Raw genomic sequence first — 19,527 nt, 5'->3', positions numbered from 1 at the left:
CACTATTAAATTATTGTTTAATTATATATAATATGGTTTATTAAACTATACCTTATAGAAGCTTCAATGAAAGGAAATTATAATGGAACCATATATTATTTATCAGAAACGAAGCAGAATTATAACTATTTTATTCGTATCCCTCCTTTTTGTGGGGCTTGGCGGTCTTTTCTTATATTTAGCTTCCACTAATGATAGTGATGCTCTGGTGCTGTGGATTATAGGAACGGTTTTGCTTGTGATTTTTGGTGTGTTTCTGGTGTACTATTCTTATCTCTTTCTTGTACGCAAACCTGCAGTACTTATTAATGATGAAGGAATATATGACAACTCCAGTTATTTGGGTGCTGGACTGGTCCGCTGGGAAGAAATTGATAGTTATCAATGGGCTGCATTGAACGGACATGTATTTCTAGGCATTGAGACCAATGATCCCATGATGGTTATTAATAGAACAAAGGGATACAAAAAACTATTAATTAAAATCAATAAAGGAAACATCGGGACTGCGGTTAATATTCCTGTGAAAACACTCAATTGTTCACCAGAGCAGCTTCTTATTGAAATGGGCAAGAGAATGCCTAAGGCTAAAGCTAATTAATAAATCTGCGAGTAAAAGCGTCGATCGGACAAATGTCTGCTCGATGTTTTTTTTGTAATGAAAGGCTAACCAAGGCTCTTCTTAGCAGGAAATGTAATTGGCAGAGCAGAAATGATTGTATGTAAATGTATAACAACAAAGGGGATGTAGCAATGGATAGTCAGTTGAATATGGAGCCGTTCATTTATTGGGGGAAATTCGTAGAGGTTGCTTATGAAATGTATGCACAAAATCCGCTGTCACCAGCTATTCCATCCGATTTTCCATCCAATTGGGAGTTGGTCGCCAATCTTACGATGGTGCCTCACTTAGAGACGCTGAAAGAAAGAGAATTTGCAGGTTATATTGCCAGATCATTGGATAACCCTCTGCAGCAGGCTGTAATTATTCGCGGTACGGAGAGTGCACTTGACTGGCTGTCCGATTTTGAGTTCGAGTTAGAGTCGTTCAACGAAGTTCCTAATAGTGGGAAGACTGAAAAAGGCTTCACGAATCTATACCGCAGCATGATGGTCGAATATGCCGATACAAGCCTTCCAGCCCAATCGCTCATCTCGCAGCTTGATCAACTGCCCGCTGGAACGAAGCTGATCGTTGCTGGCCATAGCCTGGGAAGCTCCTTGGCGACCTTGCACGCCTTTGTTGCAGGCAGCAAACAGATTGCTGTAGAATTAGTGACATTTGCTTCGCCTCGTGTGGGCGACAGTGAGTTTGTTCAGGCGTTCCAGCAGATGAACATAAATAATACCCGCATTTTCAACCATCCTGATATTGTGCCCAAAGTACCTGTAGAAGTGGCCGGTTACCGCCATCTTGAGCCGGGCATAGAGATTAACTCTGCGTCGTTTCCCATTAAACACTCCATCCCTTGCTATCATGCTTTAACGACTTATTTATATGTAATGGGCTACGATAAAGCAGATATATGCAAATGCCAGTTAAGCAAATAACGGTGGATGAGCAGGGGAGTTATTTACATAAAAATATATTTATACAACCATATTCCAATTCGGACAGCTTTGCCTTAAGATAAAGTCATACAGCTAAGAAATCTCCCTTGCTTATTCTAGGGATAACGGAATTCCTTAAACCATTTGAGAGGGGATTTCAGTATGAAGAGGTTCAGAAAGGCAATTGCGGTTATGCTTAGCACGATGCTCCTGTTTACTTTCGTTATGACGACTAATGCAAGTCAGAGCACGGGTGCTGGAGCGGATCAAGTGAATAGTGAGCCGACAGTGCAGCTAGTACCGAATAATGGCGACATTATTAATCACTTAACGCGGGTGGACGAGCCTGATAGCCTTGCATCGGCGGTTCAGGCAGTTGATGAAGAGATTAGCTTAAAGGCTCCAAGTCAATCCTCATTACAAAGGGTAAACGTTCCTGCGTTCAAAGCAGGTTTAGCAACAGCAGCTACAGTTACCTCTTCTACGTATTCTGGCACGATTACAACAGCGGGCGGGGCACAGTTTTTATATCCTATCTATTTGCAGCCTGGTGAGCTCTTGCAGGCTCAATTGAATGGACCAGCCTCTGCACTGCTTGATTATGATTTATATTTATACGAATTCGACATGGCTACGGGCAACCTCAATCCTGCTGAGCTCGACTACTCGATATACGGCACTTATTTCAATAGTTATCCATCTGGCTCTGCTACAATTTCCGAGAATGTAGGAACGCGCAATGCGATCTCCACTTCAAAAGCGTACGCGCTTAGAGTGTATGCCAAGACGGGCTCTAGCAGCAGTCTCCCTTTTTACCTGACAGTTGATGTAAGCAACAGCTATGATGGATATGAGCCTGATGAGAATGCTTTTAAGGCTTATAGCTTTGCCTTCGCTACGGGCGGCTCATCCCTCAGCTCACGCTCCATCCATTCAAGCATTGATAATGATTGGTATCAGATTACGGTTCCTTCGAGCCGCAATTACGATGCATTGAATATCAAGCTCGACAGCACCTCGCAGGGTTATGGTTACAAAGCCGAGGTTTACGGGGTTCAGACGGGCAATAAATTGGTGCTTCTCCCGCATACCAATAACAATGTTGCGTTAAATACGGGAACCTACTACGTGAAGGTGTCCACAACCAATCAATTTTCCGCAAGCCATTTGTATACCTTAACCATCCAGCCTGTGCTGCGTGCTGGAAGCATTCAAATTACGGGTTATAATTCTTCTGCGAATGGGCCTAATGATTATCCCAATTATGCTCATGCCGGTGTGCATTATCGAGTAAATCAATACAGCAGCTTCACAGTGAGCGGGGTAGTTAGGACAAGCACCAATTTGCCTGTCGCTAATGCTCCTGTCAACATGGTCTGGCTGAATCCGAACTGGACGGAGAGCAGCGGGAATCGTACTCGTGCAGGCACTGCTTATACGGATCAGAACGGAGCTTTTAGTATTACCGTTACTCTGCCAGCATCAACCGGAAGCATTGTGCAGTCGATGCCGATTTATTTTACCCATTATTTTGACTATACATCGGTAGCGGTTCAGGTCGCAGGCACTTCGGTGACGGCTACAGATAATGTGTATCACTTTGCATACAGTATCTAGAGGCGGTTAGTACGCAGGCATCACAGCAATATATATGAGAAAATAGAAAGCACCTCAAACTTCAGTTTGGGGTGCTTTTGTATATCGAATTTTCCTAATGATTAAATCAGTGAACGAAGGGAATAGTATAAATAATTGCATGTAGAGCGATAAAAAATCTCTTATGCGAACGTTGGAGTCTATTTTTTCAATCCGAATTAATTTGTTAATATGTTCCTGCTTAGTTAAAGGAAGCGTTAATTTTCGTGGAAAATTCAAAATTATCAACTATTTCTTTGTTTATGAGCAATAAAGTATCCGTTCTCTAATTGCAGAACCGCTGCAAAGCGTTTATGATAAAACATATAGAAGGTTTGAGCGGTCTAATAAATATTGTCATAAGTGACATATTACTCTTCTGTAGCGGAGCATTTCTATTGGCTGCCATTCTCGCTATCGTTTTTTCAAAGAAAGCATCAACAGAAAATGAGCATAATTAGGAGGATTTTATAATGGCATTAGTTTCAATGAAAGATATGTTGAACAAAGCACTAAAAGAAGGTTACGCTGTTGGTCAATTTAACATTAATAACCTGGAGTGGACTCAAGCGATTCTAGGCGCTGCACAAGCAGAGCAATCCCCGGTTATTCTTGGTGTATCTGAAGGTGCAGCTCGTTACATGGGCGGATTCAAGGTTGTTACGGCAATCGTTAATTCCCTTATTGAAGAAATGAAAATTACTGTACCAGTTGCTATCCATCTGGATCATGGTTCTAGCTTTGAAAAATGTAAAGAAGCGATTGAAGCTGGCTTCTCATCCGTTATGATCGATGCTTCGCATCACTCTTTTGAAGAGAATGTTAAAATTACTAAAGAAGTGGTTGAATATGCACACAGCAAAGGCGTTTCTGTAGAAGCTGAGCTTGGTACAGTTGGCGGACAAGAAGATGATGTTATTGCTGATGGCGTTATCTATGCAGACCCTAAAGAGTGCGCTGAGCTTGTTAAGCTTACAGGCATTGATTGCCTGGCTCCAGCTCTTGGTTCTGTTCATGGCCCTTACAAAGGCGAGCCTAACCTCGGCTTCAAAGAAATGGAAGAGATCTGCAAAACGATTTCTCTGCCATTGGTTCTTCACGGTGGTACAGGTATCCCTACAGATCAAATCAAAAAATCCATTTCCTTGGGTACTGCAAAAATCAACGTAAACACTGAGAACCAAATTTCCTTTACAAAAGTAGCTCGTGAGATCCTTACTTCTGACCTAGAAGTGTTTGATCCGCGTAAATTCTTGGCTCCTGGTCGTGACGCAATCAAAGCAACTGTTATCGGCAAAATCCGTGAATTCGGTTCTTCCAACAAAGCTTAGTTTTAGTTTCTAACAATAAAGTGCATCTCCTAATAACTATTGGACAAGCTTCTGCTTAATCCGATGGAAATAAGGAGATGCACTTTTTTTGTGTGTTTAACGGCTATTCTATTCAGTAGTTCCCTTATATGATAAAGTTATCCTATTATATAGGAAATTATATTTAATGGGGGAGCATTATGATTAGAGTTTTAGTTTTATTGTTAGTGTTGACGTTAACAGCCTGCAGCAGCGCGAAGCCATCTTCAGAGCAGCAGCAAGTAAAGGACTTCGAGCCCGGAGTTTTTCAAGAGTCTGATTTATCCATGTATGATGATGAGAATAAGGTTGAAATTCGGATGGGAATGAGTAAGGGGGATGTTGAAGCTGCCTTAGGCGAGCCGATAGATACGAAGGATTACATAGGGATTTATGTGTATCCAGGCATAGAAATACATTATAAAGAAAATTTGGTTAATGGATTAATGATTACGGATAATACAAACAACTTCAAAAAATTTAAAACAGCAAGAGGGGTTGGATTTGGCGATAGCGAAGAGTTGGTTTTTAATAATTATGGATTAGATGAAAAGAAGCGTGATTTGGGCGATTCTACTATTACAGTGATTTATATTATGGAAAAGACAACGAATGGATATGAAGTTAGAGACTCCTTTGAAGACGCTCTTATTAAAGAAAATACATATTCACTTTCAATGAACATAGATAAAAATGATGGTGTCGGCTATATGATGATTGCTGATTATGAATTTTCCACAAATCCTAGTGGAAAGTAGAATTTTTCAATGAAAGGCAGGGCAGGAGGGGATTGGCGACCTGCCTTTAATCATTTATTATTAACTGATTTTACGGAAGCAGGCACGAACATCGCTAATCATGAGATTAGTATGCAGCAAGAAAGGAGAGCCTGTCTTGAAGGTACAACGATTGCTGGGAATTACGATGGTCCTATTAAGCCAACGAAGGGTTAATGCCCAAACGCTTGCTGATCGGTTCGAGGTTTCGCTGAGGACGATCTATCGCGACTTGGACACTATTAATACTGCGGGAATTCCTATTGTCTCCTACACGGGTAACGATGGGGGCTATGAAATTATGGAGCAGTACCGTATTGATCGGCAAATCGTTACGTTCGATGATCTTCAGTCGATTCTGGTGGCACTAAAGGGTGTACAGGCATCGCTTGCTGATCAGGAAATGGACAATCTGCTGACCAAGATTAAGGCATTGGTAGCTAGGTCCGAGCAAAACCAATTGGAAGAGGCAGGAGAGACACTTATTTTTGATACCAATCTGTGGCACGGCAGCGGCATTAAGGATAAGACCATTCTGGCCTCACTTCGACATGCTTCCAAAAACCGATTGGTTGCCTCCTTCCTATATACCAATACGGAAGGTGTTGGAGAGCAGCGGGAGGTCGAGCCGATTGGACTGGCGTGGAAGGGATATGCTTGGTATTTGTACGCCTATTGCAGGCTGCGCAATGATTTTAGAACGTTTCGCCTCTCGCGGGTAAGCAGCTTAAGAGTACATTTAGAGCAATTCATTAATCGGGGCATTCGAATGGAAGAGCTGGATGCAAGGTGGGGCAATCAGGAGACGGGCCCTGTTGTTCAGCTCCTGTTATGTTTTCGCTCACGATTAAGAGTGCGGGTAGAGGAGGCCTTTGGATTGGAGCATATTCAGACAGAGGAGGATGGGTCGCTGCTAGTCAGAGCCAGCTACGCGGATAACCATTGGATGTACGGCATGATATTAGGATATGGGCCTGATGTACATGTACTTGAGCCCGCCTATGTCGCGGATAAGATTAGAAGCCTCGGGGAGCAGATCGCCAGTCATTATAAGTAGGCTATGTCAAAAAAAACTATATCCAACTGTATGACCATAAGGATATAGTTTATAGTATTATTCGCCGACAAACCTCTATGTTGGAGCAAGAAAATTGAATATCGGAATATTTCTTAGTACTCCAAATAGTAGAGTAATGCTCAACATGACCACCATCGTCGTGTTGCTAATACGCAGCAGCTTCTTCCTTGATGTGATGAGGTAGATTGTATACAGAGGCATTAGAATAAATAAAAGAGGATTATAACGAAATGCCTCAATAACATCTAGCCTTAGAAGCGCAAGAGTGGCCCTCGTAATCCCACACCCTGGACAATAAAGTCCTGTCAATTCATGAAAAACACAAGGAATGCCGATCTTCGTAACGGGCAGCCATACCTTCAGGTATAATAACCCTCCTACGACAAGGGAGGCACCCCACACTAGCTTGGGGTGCCTCTTGGGATTAAAATGCAAGTCTATTAACATCCGATTGAACCAAAGCATACGCTACGATACCCAGACCGAAAAATGTAAGTACAAGGTAAAGAACGGAATTATCGGTTACCGCACGGCCACGCTGTCTTTGTGCTTCTGCGATATGCTTGCCTACCTGATAAGCCCAAATAAAGCTCCACACTCCACAGGTTACCAAAGTTAGAAGGAAGTGTTTGCCTCCTGTGAATGAATCGTCTTTGGTCAGCGTACCAACATCATTGGTCAAAACAATAAACCAATAGATTCCATAGAAACCACAAGTAATGATTGTTAGAAGAACGGACATTCCAATGCTTCTCTGACTTACCATACTAAATCCCCCTATTGATGTATGTACTGCTAGAACATGAAGCATCCTGAACTGGAACTCAAGGAACATAAAGAGAGTATATGACAGGATCTGAAAAAAATCGACAATATTATCATATAAAATTAGGCATATATATACAAGACAAATTTTACAATAAGGTTTTTGCTTTGAATTTATAAACATATATTTAAGAGAAGCTAGACTATGTAATACCGTATAAAAAAACCATCAGGAGCACGCTCCTAATGGTTTGCTGGTCTATTCTTGAATTTCGTAGATTTTATAAATTTCATCGAGCATAAGGTTAGCTGCAAGTACACCGCCAGCTGTATTCCATACCGCATCGCTTACTCTAAGCGCTTTGCCGTTCTTGACGACATCGAGGCTTTGCCAGAGTGGATCCTTCAGCATTTCCTCTTCCATTTGTGTTCCTTTGCCATCTCCAGTGTCGTAAGTGAAGTAGAATAGCAGGTCTGCATCTACCTCTGGAAGACGTTCTTTGGTAATCTCTTCAACGAATGTATCCGTATATTTCTGATTGTCCGGGCGAGTAATGCCTAGCTTCGAGAAGGCAACGCCTGTAAAAGTATCTTCTAAGTAAATCCGCGTTTTTCCTGCCATGAAACGAACGACAGAAACTTTTTGGTTAAGCTTATCGCCTGCTTTTTCTTTGAAATCAGCAGTACGAGCCTCGTAATCAGCGATGATTTTGTCGCCTTCCGCTTTTTTGCCCAAAGCATCTGCATAGAGCAAGAAGTTCGACTGCCATTCACCACGCAGTGTCTCGGAGAAGACCGTTGGCGCGATGGCCTTTAGCTGGTCGTATACTTTTTCCTGGCGTAATTTATTACCAATAATAAGGTCAGGCTTCAGGCTCGCGATAAGCTCCAAGTTAGGCTGGCTCTCATCACCTACGACTGTAACACCTTCCATATCTGCGGCAATATGCTCATACCATGGATTGCCTGTCCAAGATTTCACGGCTCCCACAGGCTTCATGCCAAGTGCCAGTACAGCCTCAGTTCCTTCATTCGTAAGTACAACTACCCTTGCAGGTGTACCCTTAATATCTGTAACTCCCATAGCCTGTGTAATCTGACGCGCTTCATCTGATTGAGGTGCAGATGATTCGGCTGGGTTAGCAGTGTTCGAATTGTTGTTGGAGCCTGATTGACCGCATCCAGACAAGATGACTGCTAATGCAAGCAAAATAGATGATGCTGTCCAAGTAAATTTCTTCTTGAAGACAAATAACATGTGGTCGTTCTTCCTCTCTGATGTGAAAATGATTCTCATTTAGTATATGGGAACTATACCATTGCTCAAATCTTAAAGTCAATCCCTTTAGTGATAATGATTATCGCAATCATTGACATGCTTTGCATGATCTTCTAGAATGACTTAGTGTCGATTGAAATCGTACAGAAATAGTTTACACCTTAGAACAAGAGGGAAGAGGCCACCATGAATACGCTACTTACAACGCGCTCTCAGAAGGTTATGGGATTACTGATTGGAATTATACTTGTCATTGCTGGAATGATAGCCAGTATTGCTTTTGGAGTAACGACAATCAGCTGGCATACTATTGCTGAATCCTATACACATTTCAATGGCTCCCAAGAGCATCTCATTATCCAGACGACAAGAATGCCGAGAGCACTTATAGCCGCAATTGCAGGAGCTGCTCTAGCTGTTGCAGGTTGCCTAATGCAAGGAGTTACACGCAATCCATTGGCTTCTCCAAGCTTGTTCGGCATTAATGCCGGAGCAGCTTTTTTCGTCGTGGTTGGCTCAGCCTTCTTCGGAGCCAGCAGTCTTTCAGGGTATGCGGCGCTTGCTTTTGTCGGTGCAGCATTCACAACTGCACTCGTCTATGTACTTGGCTCAATTGGAAGTGACGGATTGACGCCGCTTAAAGTGACGCTCGCCGGAGCTGCTATGACAGCCTTTTTTTCTTCGCTATCACTAGGGGTGTTGCTGACAGGGGGACAAACCTTCGATCAAGTTTTGTATTGGTTTGTCGGCTCGGTCGCTGGACGCGATATGGGTATATTCACAACGGCTGCTCCATATATGGGAATCGCTCTGCTGGCTGCTGTGGTTCTGGCCAGACATATGAATCTGCTCACATTAGGCGAGGATGTCGCTACAGGGCTTGGACAGAAGACGATCTATATTAAGCTGGCTGCGGGTGCAATTATTGTCTTGCTTGCAGGCGGCTCTGTATCTATAGCAGGACCTATTGCTTTCGTTGGCATTATTATTCCCCATTTAACACGCTATTTGGTGGGCATAGACCATCGATGGGTCATTCCATACTGCGCTGTGCTGGGTGCAATTCTACTGCTGGCTGCCGACATAGGCTCAAGATATATTTCATTTCCCAAGGAAGTGCCCGTTGGCGTTATGACCGCTATTATTGGTGTGCCTTTCTTCGTCTATATTGCCAGAAGAGGGGGGCGGGCGTAACATGAAGAACGGTTTGACAGTTCGGGGACGTCGTTATTCTTTTCAAATTAGTCGCAGAACCTTCATTATGATCTTGCTATTGCTGGCTGCCAATGTGGCTGCGGTAATCGTCTGCGTGGGGCTGGGCAGTACATTTATCAGTCCAGTTGCCGTTATTCGTACTCTACTGGGTATTGGTGAATCATCAGACGCCATGATTATATTCTCGTTAAGAATGCCGCGCGTTCTTATTGCCGTAATGGTCGGTGCGGCGCTTGCGGTATCCGGAGCCTTGCTGCAAGGCATCGTACGGAATCCGCTTACCTCTCCTGATATCATCGGGATTACTGGCGGCGCCTCGCTGGGTACGGTTATTTTCATTTTGTATTTTTCCCATTTGAGTATTCGTTACATGCCTATTAGTTCAATAGCAGGAGCCTTCGCTGCTGCCTTCCTGATCTATTTATTTGCTTATCGCCGAGGAATTACACCTCTTCGACTTGTACTCATCGGTATCGGTATGGCAACGGCATTAACTGCTGTAACCTATATGTTAATTCTTACGGCATCTTTCACGCCGACAGCTGTGGCCGTCAAAGCATTTACTTTTATGACAGGCAGTATCTATGGGGTTTCATGGGAGCGTGATGTCCTGACTCTTCTGCCGTGGATTGTAGTGTTATTGCCTATTTGCCTTGTATACGCCAGACATCTGAATGTTCAAGAGCTTGGAGATGAGGTTGCTACAAGTGTGGGGAGCTCTGTGAATGTCAAAAGGACAATTCTGCTCCTCATCAGCGTTGCCCTTGCAGGCGCAGCAGTGGCTATTGGCGGGGCTATTAATTTCATTGGTCTTATGGCACCGCATATTGCCCGCAGACTCGTAGGACCAGCCTATGGCGGCGTCATTCCGGTATCTGCTCTTATCGGCTCGCTTGTCTTGCTGCTATCTGATCTTGTCGCAAGAGTCGCCTTCATCCCGCTCGATATTCCCGCAGGTGTATTCACTGCCGCAATTGGAGCGCCGTTCTTTATCTACTTACTGTACCGTCATCGCAGCTCATAAAGGGAGTGAATCACATGTCTGTTTTAGAGGCGAAGGGCCTTACGTTATCCTATGGAAAAAAACCTATTTTCTCGAATCTCGATGTCCTTATCCCGCCAGGCAAAATAACGGTGTTTATCGGCAGCAATGGTTGCGGCAAATCAACCTTGCTTCGTTCATTGGCGCGTTTATTGAAGCCTCAGGAGGGCTCCATTGTTCTGGATGGCAGCGATATAGCGAAGCTGCCTAGCAAGGAGGTAGCACGCCGCCTCGCTATTCTGCCGCAAGGTCCGATTGCCCCAGAAGGGCTGACCGTGCAGCAGCTCGTTAAGCAAGGCCGTTATCCTTATCAGAGCTTTCTTCAGCAATGGTCTCATGAGGACGAGATTATGGTGAAGAAAGCTCTGAAGGTTACACATATGGACGAGTTGGCAGACCGGTCAGTAGATGCACTCTCTGGCGGGCAGCGCCAACGGGCCTGGATTGCGATGACGCTCGCACAGAATACGGCAACAGTTCTGCTCGACGAGCCTACAACCTACTTGGATATGACGCATCAGATTGATATTCTTGATTTGCTGTATGACTTGAACGAGCAGGAGAGCCGAACCATCGTTATGGTACTGCATGATATTAATCTCGCCTGCCGTTATGCCCATCATATCGTGGCCGTCAAAGAAGGGGATATCTATGCGCAAGGCGAGCCGGAGAGTATCGTGAATGAACAGCTCATCCGTGACGTATTCGATATGGAATGCCAAGTAACAGCAGATCCGATCTTCGGAACACCGTTATGCATTCCTTATGGCAAGGGCCGCAAGCTGATTTGACATGATAAAACCATCGGTAAATCTCTATTTAACAGCTAATATGCTGCAAACAAGCACCATTCCTTCCGTTAATTATGGAGGAATAGGTGCTTTCTTGTGCACTAATCAGTCATCTCGCTTGAAAAAGCTTATAGAAAAGAACAGAATATAAATATTGGTTGTGAACACAAGTTGTTCTGCTTACAAGAGACTGCAGGTAGGAACATCATTATAAGTAGGAGGGACTTCAAGTGGAACTAGGAATAAGTACGTTTGTAGAAACATCGCCCGATGTCCAGACTGGCGAGGTCATGAGTCATGCACAGCGGTTGCGTGAAGTGGTTGAGGAGATTGTTCTGGCAGATCAAGTGGGGTTAGATATATTCGGTGTGGGGGAGCATCATCGTGAGGATTTTGCAGCTTCTTCTCCCGCGGTGCTGTTAGCTGCGGCTGCATCACAGACGAAGCGGATACGATTAACCAGTGCAGTTACTGTACTTTCTTCTGCCGATCCGGTTCGTGTATTTCAGGATTTTGCCACGCTCGATGGCATCTCTAATGGGCGTGCAGAAATTATGGCGGGCAGAGGTTCTTTTATCGAATCCTTCCCTTTGTTTGGCTATAATCTGAATGACTACGATAAACTGTTCGATGAGAAGCTTGAACTGCTATTAAAGATACGTGAGTCTGAGAAAGTAACCTGGAGCGGCGAGCATCGGGCATCTATTAATAACTTGGGGGTATATCCGCGCCCGGTTCAGAATCCATTGCCTGTGTGGATTGGCAGCGGAGGCAATTCCGAATCGGTTATCCGTGCAGGCTTGCTCGGTCTGCCGCTTGTTCTCGCTATTATTGGAGGGAGCCCAATCCAATTCGCGCCGCTTGTGCAGCTGTATAAGAAAGCGGCCGCTCATGCGGGTCATGACGCAACCAAGCTGCCTGTAGCATCGCATTCGCATGGCTTTATCGCGGAGACGACTCAGCTTGCTGCCGATAAGTTTTTCCCTTCCACTCAGGCGGTTATGAATGTGCTTGGCCGGGAGCGGGGCTGGGGGCATTATGATCGTTCGAGCTATGATGCTGCACGGAGTATTGAAGGAGCGCTGTATGTAGGCGACCCGCAGACCGTTGCCCAGAAAATCATTAATTTGCGTAAGCATGTGGGCATTACACGCTTCATGCTGCATGTACCGCTTGGTACGATGCCTCATGAGGACGTTATGAGAGCTATAGAGCTGCTCGGTACAGAGGTGGCGCCGCGGGTCCATGAGGAGATAGCGAAGTGGGAAGCAGCGGGCGAAGTGGAGTAATTAGCTTGCAGTTAAACACAAGAGCGGGCGTGAGCGTTAGGATCAGCATATTGCTGCTGCATTCTAACACCCACGCCCGCTTTATTTGCATTTAGTAATCGTTCAGAGCAGATCTGCGCTCACTGATATAGCAGGCAATCGCCAAGAGCAGACCAAGACCGACCAGCACAGCACCTACCCAAGGGAGCGCGGTTAGAGACAGATGAGTAATGACCCATCCACCAATGAAAGCACCAGAGGCATTGCCTAGATTGCCGGCAGAGTGGCTGGAGGTGGAGGCGAGTGCAGGAGCCGTCTTTGCCAAGCTCATAATGCGCACTTGCAGACCCGGCATAACGGCGAAGGAAGCCGCTCCCCATAGGAAAATAGTAATGACGGATGCTGCCGGGCTATGGATCGTAAAGGTTAGAATAGTCAGAATGACGCTTGTTGCGAAATAGACACCAAGTATTGAGGGCATCAATTTCCAGTCTGCTAATTTGCCGCCGACAATGTTGCCAAGGGTTACTCCGCAGCCGAAAAGGACCAGAATCCAGGTTACACTATGCTCAGCAAAACCAGATACTTGTACAAGCAGCGGTGTAATATAAGTAAATACGGCGAACAGACCTGCATTGCCAAGGGCACCTACTAGTAGAAACAGAAGAAGCTTTGGCTTGATGAGAGCCGTAATTTGCTTGGTTATGCTAACCGATTGCTCTTGCCGAAGCTGCGGTATGAACATCAGTATACCGATCAGTGCGATAATTCCCATGAGCACAATCGCACCGAATGCAGATCGCCACCCAAGCTGTTGACCGATGAAGGTTCCCAGAGGTACCCCAATAATATTCGCAATGGTTAGGCCAGCCATCATAATAGATACGGCTCCCGCACGCTTGTCCGGCTTTACCAGGTTGGAAGCAATAACAGCGCCAACACCGAAGAAGGTTCCGTGAGTCAATGCAGTTATGACACGGGCGCCCATTAGAACGGCATAGTTGGGGGCAATAACAGAAATTCCGTTTCCTATAATGAACAAAAGCATAAGCAGAATAAGCAGCTTTTTCTGCGGGATGCGATGGGTCAGGACGGTCAGGATAGGCGCACCAACCGCTACTCCGAGTGCATACATCGTGATGAGTTGCCCCGCCGACGAAATGCTGACATCCAGATCATCCGCCACATTGGGCAGCAGCCCCATGATGACAAACTCCGTCATGCCGATCGCGAATGCACCGACGGTAAGCGAGAGCAGGGAGATGGGGAATGGTTCTTTCTTTTTTTTCTGGTGATGACTAGGATGCGAGAGTTCCATGATGTCTTGATCAACCTTTCTAGAATCAGTAATGAATTATTGCTGCCGATGAATAGACCTGTTTCATATTATTTAGTTTTCAGAGCATATAAGCAAGCTATTATTTTAGGAAAAGCTATACATACAGAAGAACCCGCAAGAAGGAAACTTTTCTCAAAGTATCTTCTTGCGGGTCCCTGTTCAAGTCAAGTAACGATGCTGTGTGTTAGAAATCAAAGTTATCGGGATCTGGCCCAACGCGATAATTCTCATTCAAAGCATCAATCTGGGCGAGGTCCTCCTGTGACAGCTCAAAATCAAAAAGCTCGGCATTTGCGCTAATACGCTGTGGCTTCGTAGACTTTGGTATGGTAACGATGCCATGCTGCAAGTCCCAACGCAGAATAATCTGAGCGATAGATTTATTATGCTTGGCAGCGATCGCTTGCAAAACAGGATGGTCGAGCAGTTGACCCTGCATTAACGGAGACCAAGCTTCGATTTGAATGCTATACTCCTTGCAGAAGGCTCGGAGCTCTTGCTGCGTTAATCGGGGATGGAGCTCGACTTGATTCACCATTGGCTTAATTACAGCCTTCTGCATTAATTGCTGCAGGTGATGAATTTGAAAATTGCTCACGCCGATTGCCTTCACACGCCCTTCCTTATAGAGAGTCTCCAATGCTCGCCATGCTTCTGTATATTTGCCTTCGACAGGCCAGTGAATGAGGTATAGATCGAGATAGTCCAAGTCCAACTTGGATAGGCTCGCCTCGAATGCAGCTAAGGTAGATTCGTATCCCAGATCGGCATTCCATACTTTTGAAGTAATGAAAAGCTCCTCTCTGTTCAATCCAGTCTCAAGTAGAGCTTCACGAATGCCCTGTCCAACACCTGCCTCATTCTCGTATATAGCCGCTGTATCTATACTGCGATATCCATAAGCAATAGCTGTTTTTACAGCATCGACTAATTCAGAACCCTCTGCTACCTGAAATACGCCCAGTCCGAGCCAAGGCATTTGTACTCCGTTGTGCAAGGTTGTTGTATCTTGTATATGTTGTGCTGTCATTGAATAAACCTCCTGTATTTTGTTGAAATATAAAGCCATCTATCCATTAAGTTTGAGGCGTGCCTCATCTTTTCTTTCCAAATAACGTGCCCAGCCTGTGAGCAAGACAGCTACAAGAACCATCAATGCTCCGACCCATGCCGTATGAATCAGTCCCATCGAATCGGCAACGATACCTCCCAAATAGGCGCCAATCGCAATTCCTGCGTTAAAAGCAGCAATATTGAGCGCAGAAGCTACGTCTACCGACTTCGGCGCATACCGTTCTGCGAGCATCACGACATAGACTTGTAAGCCAGGTACATTCATGAAGGCAAGCAGCCCCATAAAAATAATTGTTATGAGACCAGCGGTCTTGAAGGGTGCCGTAAAGGTCAGGGTGAGCAGTACAATGGCTTGGACAATGAACATGTAGAATAAGGCTGATACTGGCTTACGGTTCGCAGCTTTGCCGCCAATGACATTGCCGATCGCAATCGCGATTCCATAGATCAAAAGTATGGCGGCTACCCTGCTTTCTTTGAATCCGGTTATCTCATGAAGCAACGGGGATAAATAAGTAAAGACGACAAAGGTACCGCCATATCCGATTGCAGTAATGGCAAAAGCAAGCAGCAAGCGTCCGTTAGCGACAAGCTTCCACTGATCACGAAGCGGAGTTCGCACACCTCTGCGCAGATCGGTCGGAATCAATATCATATTGGCTATGAAGGCGATTATGCCGATGACAACGATTCCGATGAAAGCAGCCCGCCAACCCCATTGCTGTCCAATCATGGTCCCTAAAGGTACACCTGTAACTGTAGCAACTGTGAGTCCCGAGAACATAATCGCTATTGCACTTGCCCTGCGGTTCTCAGGCACGAGATCGGCGGCGATCGTGGAGCCAATCGACATGAATACACCATGTGAGAACGCAGATATAACCCGGGCTGCAAGGAGAATGCCAACCCCGCTCGCTGTTGCTGCGAGACCATTGCCAATAATAAACAAGATCATAATCCAGAACAATAAAGTTTTTCGTGGAACCGTGGATGTCAACGATGTTAAGAGCGGAGCTCCAATCGTGACCCCCAGCGCATATAAAGTAACGGTTAATGCAGCAGTTGTGACCGCTATATGGAAGTCTTCAGCAATAAGGGGAAGCAGCCCTACACTGATGAACTCGGTTGTCCCAATCGCAAAGGCGCTGATAGCTAACGCTAGGAGTGCCAAAGTACTTCTTTTCTTGTCTAATGCCATGGTCTGACTCCTATCGCTCTAGTATTGCCGGCCGGCAAATGCTATTATGAATTTTTTGAACGCAAATGAACAGTACGTACTTTAAAGTGCTATAGGCACTAAAAAGTAATATAGGGGTATAAAAATTGCTGTGAATGCAGGGGGAGGATAGCTATGGCTGTCGTAAAAAAGAAATATAATATTTCGGTGGAAGCGACTCTGGAGGTTATCGGGGGCAAATGGAAATGCGTTATTTTATGCCACTTAACACATGGTAAGAAACGAACCAGTGATTTGAAACGCAGTATGCCTGCCATCACGCAGAAGATGCTGACGCAGCAGTTAAGGGAATTAGAGCAAGATGGCATAGTGAATCGGATCAGCTATAACCAAGTGCCGCCGAAAGTAGAATATGAGCTTAGTCCGTATGGCTGGAGCTTGAAATCCATTTTGGATGCGCTATGCAATTGGGGGGAGACCCATATCATCAAGGAATATGGCGATAAATTCGCTGTATTGGAGGATAACGGGCTTAATAATCATAACCAGTCTACAGACGATCCTGTAGCCGAATAGATGGGGCTGTCCACAAATTGTTGGGTTAGCTTCGAATTGAAGAGAACCATCACATCCACTTTTGTTGTGGATGTGATGGTTCTTTTTTATTGCGTAAAGCTTTATCTCGATAAGGCTGGATGCTCCAAAATTGACTTTTTAGACAGTCTTTCACTATGGAGGCGTAAGTAAGAAAAGCAAGCTCATGTAATGGAGCGCCTCTGTTTACACGGGAGATAAGAGCATGATAAGTCTAGAGAAAAGTACGATTGAATTTTTTCATAAGCTGACCGAATTGTTCGGCATCCTCCTCAGGCCAGTCCTTAAGAAGCGCACCTATCCTTGCTATTCGGGCATTCTTATTGTTGATTAATTCAGTTGTTCCAAGCTCAGTGATCTGCAGGGAGTAAGCTCTTCGATCTGACGGATCAGGGATTCTCTCGACATAGCCCTTCTGCTCCAAGGCTGCTGCTTGTCGGCTGACTGTAGAGATGTCCAATCGGAATTCATCCGACAAAGCTTTGACGCCGGCAGAGCCATGGGAGGCAATTTGCCGTAGAAGAAGATAGGCGGAGCGATCAAGATTTTCGACTTTTTTGGAGGTGGTAATGGATGTGAGACGACGTATTAGGAGAGCTAATTCAAATTCAATCGTTTCTAATGAATTTTCATTCATAGGGTTACTACCTCATTCTTATCAGTATTTTGTAAGCCTTATGGTAACATACGCACAGGTGGTTTTGAAGCGATCAAAAGTAGTGATAATAGTTGCGTTGACAACTCGCTAATTAGTTGTATAATACAATTAGATACTTTCATAGTACAACTTATTCAAAGGAATATCAAATGGAGCATAGGGGGATGATGGATATTATGAAAGCACATGAGATCATGATTAGTGAAGTAGTGAAGGTGAAGGAGACAGATACAATACGGTCTATCCTTGAAAAATTCATTAAATACCGGATCAGCGGTCTGCCTGTCGTGAATGAGCGGAATGAAATTATCGCCTACGTCAGCGATGGAGATATTATGCGTTATATTGGCAAGCACAAGGATTTCATTGTGGATACCTTCTATTATGTAGATGTGATCAAAGGCGATGATGATGATTACGAAGAAAGAAGCCGTAAAATCCTTGATAAGAATGTCATGACCATTGCTAAGAAAAAGGTATATAAAATAGGATGGGACGAAGATGTGGAGAACATTGCAGCTATATTAGGAGAGAAACAAATCAAAAAACTGCCAGTTGAACGAAACGGTGTATTAGTGGGCGTTATCAGCCGCGGGGATGTCATTCGCAATTCTTTCAAAGGTCTATTATGAACGACTTAACCAAGCAGCAGAAGCAGCCCATGGCAGTATGGGTTGTTTTTGTTGCCTGTATTATTGCTTTTATGGGCATGGGGCTTGTTAATCCGATTCTCCGCGAGCTATCCGAACAATTGCATGCTTCTCCCAGTGAAGTAAGCTTATTATTCACAAGCTATAACGCAGTTATGGCTGTAGCCATGCTCATTACTGGTCTGGTATCATCACGGCTTGGCATTAAGTGGACTCTTATTGTTGGCATAAGTATTATTGCAGTCGTAGCTTTATTAGGCGGCTTCGCAGGAGATATCTGGACACTGGTTGGGCTGCGTGCAGGTTGGGGTCTTGGCAACGCGCTGTTCGTGGCGACCGCCTTGACTGCGATCGTATCGCTCTCAAACAGCGGTACCGCAAAGGCGATTATTTTATATGAAGCGGCAGTAGGAATTGGCATGTCCATTGGACCGCTGCTCGGAGGGACATTAGGCTCGATTTCATGGAAGGTGCCGTTTTTTGCAGTAGCTGGATTAATGGTACTGGCGAGCGTTATTCTTACGATAACCATGCCGAAACCAAGTAGCAACAATAAGGCAAAAGCAAAAACCTCTTTACTCGATCCATTCCGGGCGATTAAGCAGCATCGTTCACTCCTGGTGCTAGGTATTGTAGCGGCACTGTACAACATCGGTTTCTTCACCATTATGGCTTATGCGCCATTCGTAATGGGATTGAAGCCACAAGGAATGGGCTTTGTATTCTTGGGCTGGGGGATATTGCTGGCGATAACCTCGGTTTTTATGGCTCCCAAGCTTCAGAAATGGTTCGGAACGATTAAGGCAATGTGCTTCATGCTAGCTTTATTCGTTCTCGACCTTGTCGTTATGGGGATCTTCACATCAACACAATGGGTTGTTATCTCCGCAGTAATCTTCGCTGGTGCGATATTGGGCAACAGCAATACCTTGATTACGACAGCGGTGATGGATGCGTCTCCGGTGGAACGGTCTACAGCATCAGCTGCCTATAGCTTCCTGCGGTTTTTAGGGGCAGCCGTATCGCCGTTCATGGCCGGTAAGCTGTCAGAGATCTTTAATTCCCATCTTCCCTTCTATGTAGCTGCAGGATTTGTCCTTCTCTCGATAGTGTTCGTGGGGCTCAATTACAAGCATATCAGGCATGTTGATCATACGGTAGTAGCCCATTAAGAGGTGAATAGTCTTACGTTCAATTACTGAATGACCAAGAAGCATCGGGAACCGCTGTGGTTCAATGATGCTTCTTTTTTCTTAATATAATTATTTTGTAGGACCGGATATTGT

The 19,527-nt window shown here is 44.9% G+C and carries 20 protein-coding genes; 13 read left to right on the top strand and 7 right to left on the bottom strand.

All coding sequences use genetic code 11. The features are described 5' to 3' along the window. The first annotated feature begins 82 nt into the window (after positions 1 to 82). The 6 genes from AC50YO_RS15785 (at position 83) to AC50YO_RS15760 (ending at position 6,368) form a co-directional block, all read left to right on the top strand. On the top strand, positions 83 to 601 hold the full coding sequence (locus tag AC50YO_RS15785) for an STM3941 family protein (protein ID WP_494848456.1): 519 nt from the start codon (positions 83 to 85) through the stop codon (positions 599 to 601). A gap of 152 nt (positions 602 to 753) precedes the next feature. After that, positions 754 to 1,551: a lipase family protein gene (locus AC50YO_RS15780; RefSeq protein ID WP_494848455.1), complete on the top strand. Its 798-nt coding sequence runs from the start codon at positions 754 to 756 to the stop codon at positions 1,549 to 1,551. Positions 1,552 to 1,713: 162 nt separating this feature from the next. Then, on the top strand, positions 1,714 to 3,168 hold the full coding sequence (locus AC50YO_RS15775; RefSeq protein WP_494848453.1) for a hypothetical protein: 1,455 nt from the start codon (positions 1,714 to 1,716) through the stop codon (positions 3,166 to 3,168). A 491-nt stretch (positions 3,169 to 3,659) separates the two neighbouring features. Next, entirely contained in the window at positions 3,660 to 4,517 is an 858-nt protein-coding gene (locus tag AC50YO_RS15770; RefSeq protein WP_494848451.1) for a class II fructose-bisphosphate aldolase, read from the top strand. 179 nt (positions 4,518 to 4,696) lie between these two features. Continuing rightward, complete coding sequence (locus tag AC50YO_RS15765) at positions 4,697 to 5,293, top strand: hypothetical protein (RefSeq protein WP_494848449.1); 597 nt, start codon at positions 4,697 to 4,699, stop codon at positions 5,291 to 5,293. Positions 5,294 to 5,429: 136 nt separating this feature from the next. Next, positions 5,430 to 6,368: a helix-turn-helix transcriptional regulator gene (locus AC50YO_RS15760; RefSeq protein WP_494848448.1), complete on the top strand. Its 939-nt coding sequence runs from the start codon at positions 5,430 to 5,432 to the stop codon at positions 6,366 to 6,368. Positions 6,369 to 6,443: 75 nt separating this feature from the next. Here AC50YO_RS15760 and AC50YO_RS15755 read toward each other — a convergent pair whose 3' ends face one another. From AC50YO_RS15755 to AC50YO_RS15745, 3 genes are all read right to left on the bottom strand, one after another. Then, positions 6,444 to 6,836: a DUF2752 domain-containing protein gene (locus AC50YO_RS15755; protein ID WP_494848446.1), complete on the bottom strand. Its 393-nt coding sequence runs from the start codon at positions 6,834 to 6,836 to the stop codon at positions 6,444 to 6,446. Continuing rightward, positions 6,814 to 7,155 carry a DUF4234 domain-containing protein gene (locus AC50YO_RS15750; RefSeq protein WP_494848444.1) on the bottom strand — a complete coding sequence of 114 codons (342 nt, stop codon included), beginning with the start codon at positions 7,153 to 7,155 and terminating at the stop codon, positions 6,814 to 6,816. The genes AC50YO_RS15755 and AC50YO_RS15750 overlap by 23 nt, the downstream gene beginning before the upstream one ends. A 258-nt stretch (positions 7,156 to 7,413) precedes the next feature. Then, positions 7,414 to 8,412 carry an ABC transporter substrate-binding protein gene (locus AC50YO_RS15745; RefSeq protein ID WP_494848442.1) on the bottom strand — a complete coding sequence of 333 codons (999 nt, stop codon included), beginning with the start codon at positions 8,410 to 8,412 and terminating at the stop codon, positions 7,414 to 7,416. Between the two features lie 207 nt (positions 8,413 to 8,619). On the opposite strand from AC50YO_RS15745, the gene AC50YO_RS15740 reads away from it, so the two are divergent. From AC50YO_RS15740 to AC50YO_RS15725, 4 genes are all read left to right on the top strand, one after another. After that, a complete protein-coding gene (locus AC50YO_RS15740) occupies positions 8,620 to 9,627 on the top strand; it encodes a FecCD family ABC transporter permease (protein ID WP_494848441.1) in 1,008 nt (335 codons plus the stop codon). 1 nt (position 9,628) lies between these two features. Further along, positions 9,629 to 10,672 (top strand): FecCD family ABC transporter permease, encoded by a 1,044-nt coding sequence (locus tag AC50YO_RS15735; protein WP_494848439.1) that lies wholly within the window; start codon positions 9,629 to 9,631, stop codon positions 10,670 to 10,672. Between the two features lie 14 nt (positions 10,673 to 10,686). Continuing rightward, positions 10,687 to 11,481 carry an ABC transporter ATP-binding protein gene (locus AC50YO_RS15730; RefSeq protein ID WP_494848437.1) on the top strand — a complete coding sequence of 265 codons (795 nt, stop codon included), beginning with the start codon at positions 10,687 to 10,689 and terminating at the stop codon, positions 11,479 to 11,481. A gap of 230 nt (positions 11,482 to 11,711) precedes the next feature. Continuing rightward, positions 11,712 to 12,770, top strand: coding sequence for an LLM class flavin-dependent oxidoreductase (locus AC50YO_RS15725; protein WP_494848436.1), 1,059 nt, complete (start codon positions 11,712 to 11,714; stop codon positions 12,768 to 12,770). A gap of 91 nt (positions 12,771 to 12,861) precedes the next feature. Here the strand turns inward: AC50YO_RS15725 and AC50YO_RS15720 are convergent, their stop codons facing one another. The 3 genes from AC50YO_RS15720 to AC50YO_RS15710 form a co-directional block, all read right to left on the bottom strand. Then, positions 12,862 to 14,067: an MFS transporter gene (locus AC50YO_RS15720; RefSeq protein WP_494848434.1), complete on the bottom strand. Its 1,206-nt coding sequence runs from the start codon at positions 14,065 to 14,067 to the stop codon at positions 12,862 to 12,864. A 205-nt stretch (positions 14,068 to 14,272) separates the two neighbouring features. After that, a complete protein-coding gene (locus tag AC50YO_RS15715) occupies positions 14,273 to 15,118 on the bottom strand; it encodes an aldo/keto reductase (protein WP_494848432.1) in 846 nt (281 codons plus the stop codon). 39 nt (positions 15,119 to 15,157) lie between these two features. Beyond that, complete coding sequence (locus AC50YO_RS15710) at positions 15,158 to 16,360, bottom strand: MFS transporter (protein WP_494848430.1); 1,203 nt, start codon at positions 16,358 to 16,360, stop codon at positions 15,158 to 15,160. 153 nt (positions 16,361 to 16,513) lie between these two features. Between AC50YO_RS15710 and AC50YO_RS15705 the strand changes: the two genes are divergently transcribed. Continuing rightward, positions 16,514 to 16,915, top strand: coding sequence for a winged helix-turn-helix transcriptional regulator (locus AC50YO_RS15705; RefSeq protein ID WP_494848428.1), 402 nt, complete (start codon positions 16,514 to 16,516; stop codon positions 16,913 to 16,915). A gap of 232 nt (positions 16,916 to 17,147) precedes the next feature. Here AC50YO_RS15705 and AC50YO_RS15700 read toward each other — a convergent pair whose 3' ends face one another. Continuing rightward, complete coding sequence (locus AC50YO_RS15700; protein WP_494848426.1) at positions 17,148 to 17,570, bottom strand: MarR family winged helix-turn-helix transcriptional regulator; 423 nt, start codon at positions 17,568 to 17,570, stop codon at positions 17,148 to 17,150. A 197-nt stretch (positions 17,571 to 17,767) separates the two neighbouring features. On the opposite strand from AC50YO_RS15700, the gene AC50YO_RS15695 reads away from it, so the two are divergent. Together AC50YO_RS15695 and AC50YO_RS15690 are read left to right on the top strand one after the other, a co-directional pair. Then, positions 17,768 to 18,223, top strand: coding sequence for a CBS domain-containing protein (locus AC50YO_RS15695; RefSeq protein WP_494848715.1), 456 nt, complete (start codon positions 17,768 to 17,770; stop codon positions 18,221 to 18,223). Continuing rightward, the gene (locus tag AC50YO_RS15690; protein ID WP_494848424.1) at positions 18,220 to 19,413 is read left to right on the top strand and encodes an MFS transporter; all 1,194 of its coding nucleotides are present in this window, start codon (positions 18,220 to 18,222) and stop codon (positions 19,411 to 19,413) included. The genes AC50YO_RS15695 and AC50YO_RS15690 overlap by 4 nt, the downstream gene beginning before the upstream one ends. Positions 19,414 to 19,527 lie beyond the last annotated feature (114 nt).

This window comes from Paenibacillus sp. J22P59 (assembly GCF_059383895.1).
This window is presented reverse-complemented; position numbering and strand designations above follow the sequence as displayed.

Excerpts from the sequence above, each read along its gene's own strand:
- AC50YO_RS15785 (WP_494848456.1), top strand. The coding sequence starts at position 83 with ATGGAACCATATATTATTTATCAGAAACGAAGCAGAATTATAACTATT.
- AC50YO_RS15780 (WP_494848455.1), top strand. The coding sequence starts at position 754 with ATGGATAGTCAGTTGAATATGGAGCCGTTCATTTATTGGGGGAAATTC.
- AC50YO_RS15775 (WP_494848453.1), top strand. The coding sequence starts at position 1,714 with ATGAAGAGGTTCAGAAAGGCAATTGCGGTTATGCTTAGCACGATGCTC.
- AC50YO_RS15770 (WP_494848451.1), top strand. The coding sequence starts at position 3,660 with ATGGCATTAGTTTCAATGAAAGATATGTTGAACAAAGCACTAAAAGAA.
- AC50YO_RS15765 (WP_494848449.1), top strand. The coding sequence starts at position 4,697 with ATGATTAGAGTTTTAGTTTTATTGTTAGTGTTGACGTTAACAGCCTGC.
- AC50YO_RS15755 (WP_494848446.1), bottom strand. The coding sequence starts at position 6,836 with ATGTTAATAGACTTGCATTTTAATCCCAAGAGGCACCCCAAGCTAGTG.
- AC50YO_RS15750 (WP_494848444.1), bottom strand. The coding sequence starts at position 7,155 with ATGGTAAGTCAGAGAAGCATTGGAATGTCCGTTCTTCTAACAATCATT.
- AC50YO_RS15745 (WP_494848442.1), bottom strand. The coding sequence starts at position 8,412 with ATGTTATTTGTCTTCAAGAAGAAATTTACTTGGACAGCATCATCTATT.
- AC50YO_RS15740 (WP_494848441.1), top strand. The coding sequence starts at position 8,620 with ATGAATACGCTACTTACAACGCGCTCTCAGAAGGTTATGGGATTACTG.
- AC50YO_RS15735 (WP_494848439.1), top strand. The coding sequence starts at position 9,629 with ATGAAGAACGGTTTGACAGTTCGGGGACGTCGTTATTCTTTTCAAATT.
- AC50YO_RS15730 (WP_494848437.1), top strand. The coding sequence starts at position 10,687 with ATGTCTGTTTTAGAGGCGAAGGGCCTTACGTTATCCTATGGAAAAAAA.
- AC50YO_RS15720 (WP_494848434.1), bottom strand. The coding sequence starts at position 14,067 with ATGGAACTCTCGCATCCTAGTCATCACCAGAAAAAAAAGAAAGAACCA.
- AC50YO_RS15715 (WP_494848432.1), bottom strand. The coding sequence starts at position 15,118 with ATGACAGCACAACATATACAAGATACAACAACCTTGCACAACGGAGTA.
- AC50YO_RS15710 (WP_494848430.1), bottom strand. The coding sequence starts at position 16,360 with ATGGCATTAGACAAGAAAAGAAGTACTTTGGCACTCCTAGCGTTAGCT.
- AC50YO_RS15705 (WP_494848428.1), top strand. The coding sequence starts at position 16,514 with ATGGCTGTCGTAAAAAAGAAATATAATATTTCGGTGGAAGCGACTCTG.
- AC50YO_RS15700 (WP_494848426.1), bottom strand. The coding sequence starts at position 17,570 with ATGAATGAAAATTCATTAGAAACGATTGAATTTGAATTAGCTCTCCTA.
- AC50YO_RS15695 (WP_494848715.1), top strand. The coding sequence starts at position 17,768 with ATGAAAGCACATGAGATCATGATTAGTGAAGTAGTGAAGGTGAAGGAG.
- AC50YO_RS15690 (WP_494848424.1), top strand. The coding sequence starts at position 18,220 with ATGAACGACTTAACCAAGCAGCAGAAGCAGCCCATGGCAGTATGGGTT.